The organism is Cypionkella aquatica (assembly GCF_030161095.1).
GTDB lineage: Bacteria > Pseudomonadota > Alphaproteobacteria > Rhodobacterales > Rhodobacteraceae > Cypionkella > Cypionkella aquatica.
Genome location: NZ_BSPP01000007.1, coordinates 51,506 through 64,875 on the forward strand (window position 1 = coordinate 51,506; position 13,370 = coordinate 64,875).

General features: G+C 62.5%; 6 protein-coding genes. 5 read left to right on the forward strand and 1 reads right to left on the reverse strand.

Annotation, left to right across the window (positions count from 1 at the left end; all coding sequences use genetic code 11):
• Positions 1-46 precede the first annotated feature (46 nt).
• From QQJ98_RS08850 to QQJ98_RS08860, 3 genes are read left to right on the forward strand one after another with little or no spacing between them, the layout of a single operon-like run.
• Positions 47-1,153 (forward strand): Gfo/Idh/MocA family protein, encoded by a 1,107-nt coding sequence (locus tag QQJ98_RS08850; protein WP_284325570.1) that lies wholly within the window; start codon positions 47-49, stop codon positions 1,151-1,153.
• Between the two features lie 10 nt (positions 1,154-1,163).
• The gene (locus QQJ98_RS08855; RefSeq protein ID WP_284324975.1) at positions 1,164-2,048 is read left to right on the forward strand and encodes a TIM barrel protein; all 885 of its coding nucleotides are present in this window, start codon (positions 1,164-1,166) and stop codon (positions 2,046-2,048) included.
• Positions 2,049-2,060: 12 nt separating this feature from the next.
• On the forward strand, positions 2,061-3,218 hold the full coding sequence (locus tag QQJ98_RS08860; protein WP_284324976.1) for a Gfo/Idh/MocA family protein: 1,158 nt from the start codon (positions 2,061-2,063) through the stop codon (positions 3,216-3,218).
• Positions 3,219-3,232: 14 nt separating this feature from the next.
• On the opposite strand, the gene QQJ98_RS08865 is transcribed toward QQJ98_RS08860, so the two are convergent.
• Complete coding sequence (locus QQJ98_RS08865) at positions 3,233-4,234, reverse strand: LacI family DNA-binding transcriptional regulator (RefSeq protein ID WP_284324977.1); 1,002 nt, start codon at positions 4,232-4,234, stop codon at positions 3,233-3,235.
• Positions 4,235-4,499: 265 nt separating this feature from the next.
• Between QQJ98_RS08865 and QQJ98_RS08870 the strand changes: the two genes are divergently transcribed.
• Both QQJ98_RS08870 and QQJ98_RS08875 read left to right on the forward strand, forming a co-directional pair.
• Complete coding sequence (locus QQJ98_RS08870) at positions 4,500-4,763, forward strand: hypothetical protein (protein WP_284324978.1); 264 nt, start codon at positions 4,500-4,502, stop codon at positions 4,761-4,763.
• Positions 4,764-4,771: 8 nt separating this feature from the next.
• Positions 4,772-13,201 carry a GH36-type glycosyl hydrolase domain-containing protein gene (locus tag QQJ98_RS08875; RefSeq protein WP_284324979.1) on the forward strand — a complete coding sequence of 2,810 codons (8,430 nt, stop codon included), beginning with the start codon at positions 4,772-4,774 and terminating at the stop codon, positions 13,199-13,201.
• Positions 13,202-13,370: the final 169 nt, after the last annotated feature.

Here is a 13,370-nt window from a genome sequence, read left to right on the forward strand (position 1 = left end):
CTACAAGATTATTGCAACCGGTTGCAACAAGTTTGACGAGGCGAAAATGCGCAATATCGGGATCGGGCTGGTGGGCGGCGGCTATATGGGCAAAGCGCATGCGGCGGCGCTGTCCGCTGTCGGCGCGGTGTTTGATACGCCTTTGCGGCCACGGCTTGAGATGATCTGCGCCACGTCCACGGATTCAGCCGAGCGGTATCGCCGCGCCTATGGGTTCGCGCGTGCCACCGAAGATTGGCGGGTGCTGGTTGCCGCCCCCGAGGTAGAGGCCGTGGTGATCGCATCCCCGCAAGACACCCATCGGGCGATAGCGGAACTGGCATTTTCCCTAGGAAAGCCCGTGTTTTGTGAGAAGCCTTTGGGCGCAGGTCTGGCGGATGCAGAGGCGATGGTGGCGGCCGCCGAAGCCTCGGGTTGCGCGAATATGGTCGGGTTCAATTACATCCGAACCCCGGCGTCGCAGTTCGCGCGCGCCCTGATTGCGCGCGGTGATCTGGGGCAGATCAGCTGGTTTCGCGGCGAACATACCGAAGATTTCGATGCAGATCCGGCCAAGCCCGCATCGTGGCGCAGCTTTGGTGCGGCCAATGGCGCGATGGGTGATCTTGCGCCGCATATGATCAACGCGGCGCTGGCGCTTATGGGGCCCATTGCGAAACTCAGCACGGATATTGTAACCGTTTACAACAGCAGGCCCGGCGCGGATGGTCCGGTCAGCGTGACCAATGATGACATTGGCCAGTTCATGTGCCGATTTCAGAACGGCGCGATGGGGCATTTGTCGTTCAGCCGTGTCGCGACGGGGCGGAAGATGGGCTATGCCTATGAGGTGACGGGCAGCAAGGCTGCGATCCGCTTTGATCAGGAAGACCAGAACGCGCTGTGGCTTTACAAGGCCGAGGGGCCCGAGGCCGAGCGGGGTTTTCGCAAAATCCTGATTGGGCCAGAGCACCCGGATTATCTGGCCTTCTGTCAGGGGCCAGGCCACGGCACCGGCTATCAGGACCAGATTTTGATTGAGGCCCGCGATTTTTTGCGAGCGATTGAAACCGGCCAGCCGGTCTGGCCCACATTCCGCGACGGTCTTGAGGTTTCTCGCGTGATCGCCGCCGCCCATGCCAGCCATGCCTCGGGGGCTTGGGTGGCGCTTTGAAAGGACGAACATGATCCAAATTGGCAATGCGCCTTGCTCTTGGGGCGTCGAATTTGCGGATGATCCGCGCAATCCAAGCTGGCGGCAGGTGTTGGCTGATTGCGCCGCGGCGGGCTATAAGGGCATCGAGCTTGGCCCGATCGGTTTTATGCCTGAAGATCCGGCGTTGCTGGCCGATGGTCTGGCGGCGCATGATCTGACGCTGATCGGGGGCGTGGTGTTTCGGCCCTATCACGACCCGGCGGCGACAGCCGAGGTGATGGACGCCACCACCCGAACCTGTCGCGCGCTGGTGGCGCATGGCGCGCAGCATCTGGTGCTGATCGATTCCATCTCGGCGCGCCGCGCACCGACAGCGGGGCGGGCGGCTGAGGCGGAACAGATGGCCCCGGACGCGTGGCGCGGCTTTGTTTCGCGTATCCGCCAATCCGCCCAGATCGGCGTTGACCACGGCCTGACCGTCAGCATCCACGCCCATGCGGCTGGTTTCGTGGATTTTGAGCCAGAGTTGGAGCGGTTGCTAAGTGAAATCGACGAATCCGTGCTGAAGATATGTCTTGATACCGGGCATCATTCTTATGCGGGCTTTGATCCGGTGGCTTTTCTGAACCGCCATGCCAAGCGGATTTCCTATATGCATTTCAAAGATATAGACCCGGTGATCAAAGCAACCGCCATCGCCAATCGCACCGGATTCTATGAGGCTTGCGGTCAGGGCATCTTTTGCAATCTGGGGCAGGGCGATGTCGATTTTCCAGCCGTGCGCGCGGCATTGTTGGCGGCGGGTTTCACCGGGTGGTGCACGGTCGAGCAAGATTGCGACCCCTCGGCTGCGACGCCTGTCGTTGAAAACGCCCGGGCGAACCGGGACTATCTGGCTTCCATCGGGTTCTGAGAGGGCTTTAAGATGACCAAATTGAATTGGGGCATGATCGGTGGCGGCAATGGCAGCCAGATCGGCCCGGCCCATCGCATTGCGGCGGGATTGGACGGCTTGTTCAGCTTTGCGGCGGGCGCGTTGGATCACGACGCAGATGCGGGGCGGGCGTTTGGCCGCAGTCTGGGGCTGGCCGCTGATCGGTCCTATGGCGATTGGCGCGAGATGCTGGCGGGTGAGGCTGCGCGCGCCGACCGGGTGGAGCTGGTCACAATCGCCACGCCCAACGCCACGCATTATGAGATCGCAAAGGCGTTCTTGCAGGCGGGTTTTCACGTCTTATGCGAAAAGCCGATGACGGTGACGGTTGCACAGGCTGAAGATCTGGTGCGGACGGCTGCGCAGGCGGGCCGCGTCTGTGCGGTGAACTACGGCTATACCGGCTATGCTTTGGTGCGCCACATGCGTGCGATGGTGGCGCGCGGTGATATTGGCCGGGTACGGCTGGTGGTCGCCGAATTTGCGCACGGGCATCACGCAAATGCCGCTGACATGGACAATCCGCGGGTGCGCTGGCGCTATGATCCGGCGCAGGCCGGGGTTTCGGCGCAATTCGCCGATTGTGGTATTCATGCGATGCACATGGCCAGCTTTGTCACCGGGCAAGAGGTGGCAACCCTGTCGGCTGACTTTGCCTCTTGTCTTGCGGGCCGTGTGCTGGAGGACGACGCGATGGTCAACTTCCGCATGGAGGGGGGCACGGTCGGGCGGCTTTGGACATCCTCTGTCGCCATCGGGCGCCAACACGGGCTGACTTTGCAGGTGTTTGGTGAAACCGGCGGTTTGCGTTGGTCGCAAGAGCAGCCCAATCAGTTGTTCTACATGCCGCTAGGCCAGCGCCTGCAGGTGATCGAGCGCGGCGAGGGCAATCTGTCGCCCGAAGCCGATTGCGCCAGCCGCGTCACCGTGGGCCATGCCGAAGGCATGCCTTTGGCCTTTGCCAATATCTACCGCGACCTTGCCGAAACGCTGAACGCTGCCCGCGAGGCGCGAAAACCCGATCCCGCCAAAACCCTGTTTCCGGGGGCGGCTGATGGTTTGCGCTCGATTGCGGCGATCCATGCGGCGGTGGTTTCGGCGCAGAACGCGGGGCGCTGGGAAGATGCCCGACCGCCGATGTTCCGCTAGGGCGTGATGGATGGTTAAGGCGTGAGGCTGCGCAGCGTTGCACGCTCGATCAGGCGGCAGGGCAGGATGCGGGCCTCGGGCAGGCGGTTCGGCTCGGCCAATGTCGCCTGCATCAACTCGATGCTGGATTGCACGATCTGCGCAAAGGGCTGATGAATCGTCGTCAGCGCGATATTGTCCCAAGCGGCGATTTCCATGTCGTTCAGCCCGATCAGTCCCAGATCGCCGGGAACGGCGGTGCCTGCCGCGCGGGCAGCCGCCATTGCCCCAACCGACAGCACATCATCGCCGCAGAAATAGGCCTCGGCTGGCGTTGCGGCCAGCAGCCGTGTCATCTCGGTAAATCCGGCGGCAAAGCTGTATTCGCCCGCAAAGCTGGCACTGACCTGCACGCCGGGGTGGCAGGCGGCCTCGGCCATGAACCCGGTCCTGCGGTCTTGCGAGGTAGATGCCGCCTCGGGTCCGCCCATAAAGCCGATGCGGCGATAACCGCGCGCGATCAGGGCTGCGGCAGCCATCCGCCCTGCGGCCTCGTTGTCGATCCCCACCACATTGACATCCGGCGTCCGGGTGGCGCGGCCAAAGGCATGCACCACCGGCACCTCGGCATCGCGGAAGGCGCGCGCAAAGCCATCGGGTAAATGCGACGAGGCGACGATGACGCCATCGACCGAATATTGCTTGAGCATCTGCACCGATTTCGCCGGATCGGTTTCTGATGACAGATTGACCAACAGGGGCCGCAGCCCGCGCTCTTGCAGGCCACGGGTGAACAGATCGAAGATTTGCAGGAACACCGGATTGCGAAAGTTGTTCGATACCAGCCCGATCAGCGAGGTTTTGCGGGTGCTGAGTCCGCGCGCAAGGAAATTCGGGCTATAGCCCAGATCCGCCGCAGCCCGTTCAACTTTCGCCCGCGTGCTGGCTGAAACCGAGGCCCCAGCTGTGAAGGTGCGTGACACTGCCGCCCGCGACACCCCGGCACGCTCGGCAACCTGAGTGAGTGTGATGGCCATGCAGCACGTTCCTTTCAGCAGCCGGGTCAGCAGCCGGGTTCATTTGCGGCAGGTTGATCTGGGGCAGGTCTATCTGGAGCGGGGCCAGCAACGCCTCGGGATCAATCCTGTGTGATCAACACTGTGTGCCACATGGCCGTTTGGATGAAAAGAAACCTAAACGCGGACTTACACTCCGGCCCGAGGGGGATCGGGTTGAAAGGCGGTGGGCTAGCAACCTCAGGTTGACAAGGATCGTCGTCAAAACTGGCCGATGGTGTGTTTTGTGACTGGAACCGAAATCAGGCTGCGCGCGTTTAAACTGCATCGGATGGCAATTATTGCCTTTGCTGCGGGAGATATTGCGATGGAATGGAACCGGATTGAAGCCAAATGGTACGAGATGGCAAAGCGTCTGCAGGGTGCGCAGCCTTCGGTGCGCACACGCCATGACACCGCGGCGGACACTTCAGCCCAGTCAAATGCGCTGGCGTCTAACAGCGTGAGCAGCACTGCCAAAGACGGGAAATCAGCGCGCGTCGTGATTTGATGCCGGTTTTGAATACGCAGTCGGACGCTACGCAATCGAACGCCACACATTCAGACAGTCTGCACTCGGCTTGGGCAGACAGTTCCCCCATTCGGGCAGAGCTGTTTGGGACAGAGCGGCTTGAGCATCACGCGGAAAGCTTGGCTGCCTCGCAAGTTCTCTCGAAGGCGCGGGTCAAGGTGCCAAGCCTGTCAAAACGTCTGTCTGACAACGTGCAGGTGTTGCTGGATGCCTACCGCGCCAGTGCCGACGTGATTCATGCCGAGCAGGCGATTTCGCCCGCGGCAGAATGGTTGCTGGACAATTTCCATCTGGTCGAGCTGCAATTGCGTGCCGTAACCGAGGATCTGCCGCCCGGCTTTTACCGGCAATTGCCAAAGCTGGCAGAGGGCCATCTTGCGGGCTATCCGCGCGTGGTCTCGTTGGCCTGGGCCTATGTGGCGCATACCGACAGTTTGATTTCCGGCCCGGTGCTGCGGCGTTTTGTGCGCGCCTATCAAAGTGTTACGCCGCTTGAGATTGGCGAGATCTGGGCGATTGCGATTTCGCTGCGGATCGTGCTGGTGGAAAACATGCGCCGCTTGGCGGTGCAAATCGTTGATGCGCAGGCTCTGCGGGCGCAGGCGGATGCGCTGGTGGACAGCGTGATCGGTCATGATCATGCAACAGTGCCGCTGCATCTGGCAGTTGCCCAATATGACAGCGCGCCGCTGGATGAAATTTTTGCCGCCCAGATCGCGCGGCGTCTGCGGGGCTATGATCCGGCAGACACGCCGCTGCATGGCTGGCTTGAGGATCGGTTGCGCCGCCAAGGTGGGTCGGTCGAACAGGTGGTCGCCCATGCCCTCAGCCGACAGGGCGCGTCTAATGTGACGATGCGCAATATCGTCACCTCGTTGCGGGTGATTTCCGAGATCGACTGGGCGGATTTCTTTGAAGATGTCAGTTTGGTGGATGCGCGTCTGCGGGCATCGTCAAATTTTGCGGCGATGGATTTTGCAACGCGCAATGCCTATCGCACCGCGATCGAGGATTTGGCACGTCATTCAAAAAGCGATGAAATTGCGGTAACGGATGCGGCGTTGCAGCTTGCGGCGCAGGGGCAAAATGATCGGGCGCGGGATCCGGGATTTGGGTTGATCGGGCCGGGGCGGCCTGCGCTGGAAGCGGCGCTGCGCTATCGGCCAAGTCTGGCGCGGCGGGCGTTTGATGCTGTCGCGCGCGGCGGGTTGGGCAGCTATCTGGCGGCGCTGGCGCTTGTCAGCGGGCTGGTGGTGTGGGCAGCGCTGGCTGGCGTTGGGGTTACGGGTTGGGTCTTGCTGCCGCTGGCGTTGCTTGCGGTTTTGCCTGCCAGTGATACCGCGACGGCCCTAGTCAATCACCTGATCACCCGGATTGTAGCCCCGCGGGTTTTGCCGGGAATGGAGCTGTCAGACGGGGTTCCGCCGGACATGCGCACGCTGGTTGCGGTGCCGGTTTTGCTGGACAATGACGATGCGGTGCTGGCGCAGATCGAGCAGCTAGAGGTGCATCATCTGGCCAGCATCGGTGGCGCGGTCCACTATGCTTTGTTGTCGGATGGGCCTGATGCAGATACCGAAAACCTGCCGCTGGATGCGCGGCTGATCGCTTTGGCCGAGGATGGCGTTGCGCAGTTGAACCGTCGCTATCCGATGCAAGATGGCCCGAGATTTTTGCTGCTGCACCGCCGCCGCTTGTGGAATCCCTCCGAAGGCAAATGGATGGGGTGGGAGCGCAAACGCGGCAAGCTGCACGAGTTGAACCGTTTGCTGCGCGGCGCCATCGATACCAGCTTTGTAACCAGCCAGAGCCTTGTGCCGCAGGATGTGCGCTATGTAATCACGCTGGACGCCGACACCCGCCTGCCGCGCGATACGCTGCGCGGCTTGGTGGGCAAGATGGCGCATCCGCTTAACCGGCCAAAATTGGATGCGGATCAGCAACGCATCGTCGAAGGCCATGCGATCTTGCAGCCACGGGTGACGCCCGCTTTGCCGATTGGGGCGGAAGGCTCGGTCTATCAGCGGGTGTATTCCAGCGCGGGTGGTATCGAGCCGTATGCGGCCGCGATTTCTGAAGTCTATCAGGATTTGTTCGACGAAGGCTCTTTTACCGGCAAAGGCATCTACGAGGTGGATGCGTTCATGGCGGCGATGGAAGGGCGGGTGCCGGAAAACACCATGCTGAGCCATGATTTGTTTGAAGGCATCTACGCGCGCGCGGCTTTGGCCTCGGACATCGAAGTGATCGAGGATTTCCCGGCGCGGATGGATGTGGCGTCAAAGCGTCAGCACCGCTGGGTGCGTGGCGACTGGCAGTTGCTGCCGTGGCTGCGGCAAGGCGGTTTGCCCGCGGTTGGTCGCTGGAAGATGGTGGACAATCTGCGGCGGTCGTTGGTGGCTCCGGGGGCGCTGGCCGCGCTGTTTGCGGGCTGGCTGTTGCCGTTGAACATGGCGGTGATCTGGACGCTGCTGGTGGTTGCAATGCTGGCGCTGCCGCGTCTGCTGGGTCTGCCGCATGCGATTTTGCCACGGCGCGAGGGGTTGAGCCCCTCGGCGCATTATGCGGCGTTGCGGCGCGATGCGCTGGCCGCATTGGCGCAGATCGGGCTGAACAACGTGTTTCTGGCCGATCAGGCTTGGTTGATGGCGGATGCGATTGGCCGGACTTTGTATCGCTTGCAGGTCAGCCGCGCGCATCTGCTGGAATGGGTGACGGCAGCGCAATCGGCGGCAGGACGCAGGCCGGGAGTGCTGGGGCAATATCGTGGGATGATCGGCGGCGTGTTGCTGGGGCTGGCGCTGACGGGGCTGGCTTGGGTGATCAACCCTGACGTTGCCCCCTTGCTTGCGGTGTTTGCGGCAGTTTGGGCGCTTGCCCCGTTGGTGGCGTGGCGGATCAGCCGACCCGATGCCCCCAAGCGCGCGGCGGATTTGGCGGCGGATGATGTGCAGGCTTTGCGCTTGATCGCGCGCCGCACCTGGCGGTTTTTTGAGGGCTTTGTCACCGAGGCTGAAAACTTTTTGCCCCCCGACAACTTTCAGGAAATCCCCAAGCCTGTGGTGGCGCATCGCACCTCTCCCACCAATATTGGTCTGTATCTTTTGTCGACGGTTGCGGCCCGCGATATGGGCTGGATTTCCGAAAGCAACACACTGCTGCGACTTGAGCAGACCTTGGCCACGATGGGCCGGATGCAGCGGTTTCGCGGCCATTTCTACAACTGGTATGAAACGACCGACCTGCGCGTGCTAGAGCCGCCCTATGTCTCATCGGTGGATAGTGGCAATCTTGCGGGCCATCTGATTTGCGTCGCCCAAAGCTGCCGCGCATGGGCCGCGCAGGCGGCGTCGGATCCGGCGCTGTGGCAGGGCTTGCGCGATACCGTACAGCTGGCGCGGATTGCCGCGCAGGACGGTCAAAGGCCAACCCCGGCACTGGATAAGCTGGAAGCCGCGATTGCGCGCGAAAGCCTCAGCGATCTTGCCGATCTGGCGCAGGCGGCCCATGTCGAAAATCTGGCGCTTGCCGATGCCGCGTTCTGGACGGCGGCGATTGTGCAACGGATTGGCGATGCCAGCGCTGCAGAGCGCCCGGTAGAACGGCTGCTGGCGATTGCCACTTCTGCAGACCGCTTTGCCAATGAGATGGATTTCGCTTTCCTGCTGACCCCGGAAAAAGAGCTGCTGTCGATTGGCTTTTCAGTGGCCAGCAACGCGCTGGACATCAACTGCTATGACCTTCTGGCATCCGAGGCACGGCTGGCCAGTCTGTTTGCCATCGCCAAAAAGGATGTGCCGACCAAGCATTGGTTTCGGCTGGGGCGCTCTGCGACGCCAATCGGCATTGGGTCAGCTTTGATTTCGTGGTCGGGGTCGATGTTTGAATATCTGATGCCATCGCTGGTGATGCGCGCGCCCGAGGGCTCGATCCTTGCGCAGACCAATGCGCTGATCGTGGCGCGGCAGCAGGCATATGGCCGCGCGATGGGGATTCCGTGGGGGATCTCTGAATCCGCCTATAATGCGCGTGATCTTGAGATGACCTATCAATATTCAAACTTTGGCGTGCCGGGGTTGGGGCTGAAGCGCGGTCTGAGCGAGAACAAGGTGATCGCGCCCTACGCCACCGGCCTTGCCACCATGGTCGATCCGCAAGCGGCGCTGGAAAACTATCGCGCGCTGGCGGCGATTGGCGCAGAGGGGCGCTATGGCTTTTATGAAGCCTTGGATTTCACGCCGCAGCGCGTGCCGGAAGATGAGAAAGTCGCCATCGTGCGCAGCTTTATGGCGCATCATCAGGGCATGACCATCACCGCGATCACAAACACCGTGCGCGATGGCATTTTGCGCGCCCGTTTTCATGCGGTGCCGATGGTGCAGGCTGTGGATCTGCTGCTGCAAGAACGGGTGCCGCGCGATGTCGCCGCAGCACCGCCGCATGCCGAAGAAGTCCGCGTTGGCGCTGCCGAGACGATTGGCACCCCGAAAGTGCGGCGGTTTGACAACCCTGCGCGTGCAGCCGCCACGGGGCATCTGCTGTCAAATGGCAGTTACGGCGTGATGCTGACCCCGACCGGGGCCGGTTACAGCCGCTGGCGCGATCTTGCGGTGACGCGCTGGCAGGGTGATCCCAGCGTCGATGCGTTGGGCTCGTTCGTGTATCTGCACGATGTGACAAATGGCGAGGACTGGTCTGCGGGTGTGCAGCCGACCGGGGCCAAGGCCGAGCAGCACAGTGCTGTGTTCAGCGAGCATCAGGCGACCTTCCTGTGCCGCAGCGATAGCTTGTCGACCACCACCGAAATCCTGATCTCGGCCGAGGATGATGCCGAAGCCCGGCGCGTCACATTGACCAACACCAGCCGTCAGCCGCGTGAGATTGATCTGACCTCGTATAACGAACTGGTGCTGGCACCGCAGGCCGCTGACCTTGCGCATCCGGCGTTCTCGAAGATGTTTGTGGTCACGGATTACCTGCCGGAACTGGGTGTGCTGATCGCCACGCGCCGCCCGCGCAGTCAGGATGATGCGCAGGTCTGGGCCGCGCATATCGCGGTGGTCGAGGGCGAAGAAACCGCGCCGATGCAAATTGAAACCGACCGCGCGCGTTTCATCGGGCGCGGCGGTGATCTGCGCGCGCCTGCGATGCAAAACGCCCCGCTTTCAGGCACCACGGGCACCGTGCTGGACCCGATCTTCTCGATCCGCCGCCGGGTGATGGTGCCTGCGGGTGGCACGGTGCGGGTGACGTTCTGGACGATGGTGGCCGAGAACCCCACCGCCTTGCTGGAGTTGGTGGATCGCCACCGCGACCCCTCTGCCTTTGAACGCGCCAGCACTTTGGCTTGGACGCAAACGCAGGTGCATTTGCGCCACCTTGGGATTTCAAACAACGAGGCCGCCGATCTGCAGACCCTTGCAGGCTTTGTATTGCGGGCCGATCCCCGGCTGCGCGCTCCGTCAAACCGGATCATTGCCGGGGCGGGGCCGCAATCGGGGCTGTGGCAGTTTGGCATCTCGGGTGACCGTCCCATCGTGTTGATGCTGATTGATGATGCCGATGATCTGGCGCAGGTGCGCCAGATCCTTGCGGCGCACGAATATTGGCGCGCGCAACAGCTTTCGGTCGATTTGGTGGTGCTGAACGAACGCTCGTCGTCCTATGTGCAGGATCTGCAAATTGGCATCGAGGCGGCAGTGCGCACCGCGCAAAGCCGCCCGCGCGCTGCTGGCACGACGCAGGGTGCGATCTATGCCTTGCGCACCGATCTGATCACCGCAGAGGCGCGGGCTTTGCTGATGTCAGTGGCGCGGGTGGTGTTGATTGCCAGCCGTGGCGACATTGGCCAGCAGATTGATGCTTTGCCCGCCCGGGCCTTGCCCACCAGTGTTCTGCCCGCCCGCACCTTGCCTGCAGCAGCGCCCGTATTGGCGGCAGCTTTGCCCGTCGTGGCCGCCGATCAGGCAGAAGCGGAGGCGCTGCGCGATCTTGGGACTACGCTAGAGTTCTTCAACGGCACTGGCGGCTTTGCCGAGGATGGCCGTGAATATGTGACCGTGCTGCGCGATGGCGCGACGACGCCCGCACCTTGGATCAATGTGGTGGCGAACCCGTCGTTCGGCTTTATCACCTCGGCCGAGGGTTCTGGCCCGGTTTGGGCGGAAAACAGCCGTGAGAACCAGTTGACGCCGTGGTCGAACGACGCTGTGACCGATGTGGCGGGCGAGGCGGTCTATCTGCGCGATCTGGACAGTGGTGCGCTGTGGACTCCAACCGCTCTGCCGATGCGCGGGGCTGGCAGCTATATTGCCCGGCATGGCTTTGGCTATTCGCGCTTTTCACACAGCGCCCATGGCATTGCCGCCGAGATGCTGCGCACCGTGCCGCTGCAAGACCCGCTGCGCATCACCCGTCTGACCCTGCGCAATCAATCCGACCGCAGCCGCAGACTTTCAGTCACCAGCTATGCCGAATGGGTGATGGGGCCGTCGCGGGCCGCCACGGCGGCGCATGTCACCACCGAGTGCGATCCTGACACCGGTGCGCTCATGGCGCGCAACCCCTATGGCATGGCCTTTCCGGGCCGCGTCGCCTTTGCCGATATTGGCGCGGATTGTGCGGGCTTTAGCTGTGATCGCTCTGAGGTTCTGGGGCCAAGCGGCAGTATGGCCGATCCGGCGGGCCTGCGCGGACAAGAGCTGTCTGGCTGGGTTGGTGCGGGGGTTGATCCCTGTGCGGCGCAACAGCGCATCATCACGCTTGCGCCGGGGCAAAGCATCGAGCTGCGCTTTTTGCTGGGTCAGGCCAAGCGCATCGAAGAGGCGCGTGATCTGATCAAGCGCTACCGCGATGCTGATCTGGATGCATTGCAGGCTGAAATCGCCGCCTATTGGGCCGGGATTCTGGGCGCTGTGCAGGTGAAAACTCCAGACCGTTCGATGGATATTCTGCTGAATGGCTGGTTGCTGTATCAAACCTTGGCCTGCCGGATCTGGGCGCGGGCGGGGTTCTATCAGGCCAGCGGCGCCTATGGCTTCCGCGATCAGCTGCAAGACGGCATGGCGCTGACCTTCAGCCGCCCCGAGATGACGCGCGAGCATCTGCTGCGCGCAGCCGCTCGGCAATTCCCCGAAGGCGACGTGCAACACTGGTGGCTGCCCCATTCCGGGCAGGGCGTGCGCACGCGGATCTCGGATGACCGAGTTTGGCTGGGCTTTGGCGTCGCGCGCTATGTGGCGATTTCCGGCGATGCCGCGATCTTGGACGCGCAGGTGCCGTTCTTGGAAGCGCCGCAAGTGCCGGTGGGCAAACATGATGATTTCTCGCAGCCAACTGTGTCGGATCAGACCGCCAGCCTGTTCGAGCATTGCGCGCGTGGCATAGATCAAGCCATTGCGATGACAGGAGAAAATGGCATCCCGCTGATTGGCACCGGCGACTGGAATGACGGGATGAACCAAGTGGGCGAGGATGGCCACGGCACCAGCGTCTGGCTGGGCTGGCTGCTGATTGCCACGGTTGATATGCTGGCGCCGCTGGCTGACAGCCGCGATCCTGCGCGGGCGGCCAAATGGCGCGCCCACGCCAAAGCGGTGCGGGCCGCGATCGAGGATCAGGCTTGGGACGGCGCATGGTATCGGCGCGGAACCTTTGACGATGGCACATGGTTCGGCTCGGTCGCATCAGAAGAATGCAAGATCGACAGCATTGCGCAATCCTGGTCGGTGCTTTCAGGCGCGGGCGATCCGGCGCGTGCGGCGGCAGCGATGGAAGCGGTCGACCAGCATCTGGTGCGGCGCGATCCCGATCTGGTGCTGCTGTTCACGCCCCCCTTCGATCACTCGCCGCATAATCCCGGCTATATCAAAGGCTATCCGCCGGGCCTGCGCGAAAATGGCGGTCAATACAGCCATGCGGCCATGTGGGCGGTGCTGGCCTTTGCGCGGCTGGGGCAGGGCGACAAGGCGGCTGAATTGTTTGGCTTGCTGAACCCAATCAACCATGCGCGCACCGCAGACGCTGCGCAGCTTTACAAGGCAGAACCCTATGTGATCGCTGCCGATGTCTATTCGACTGCGCCGCATGAGGGCCGGGCGGGTTGGTCTTGGTATACCGGCTCTGCGGGCTGGATGTATCGCGCCGGGATCGAGGGTATCCTTGGGCTGACGCGCGCTGCCGATACGCTGATATTCGATCCCTGCCTGCCCGCGCATTGGCCGGGGTTGACGATGAAACTGCAACATGACGGCGCTGATGTGACGGTCGAGGTGGTGAACAGCAGCGGTGCTGGGCGCGGCGTGGCGCAGGCCGAGGTTGACGGCATCATTGCGCAGCACAGCGGCGGGGCTTTTCATCTGCCCCTAAGACCGGGCGCGCTGCACCTGCGCTTGGTTCTGGGACGAGAGGGCAGTTGAGCCGCAGTGCTGACGGCGATGATCAAGACGGCGATGATTAAAACGCGAGGCAAGCAGCGAACGGCGTATCGACCTGTCCAATGTTTGGGCGGCTTTGGTTGCTTCGCCCGCTTGGCCGTCAGGGTCAGGCAAGACCGGTGTGGGCAGGCTGACAACCCGACGGCGTTGC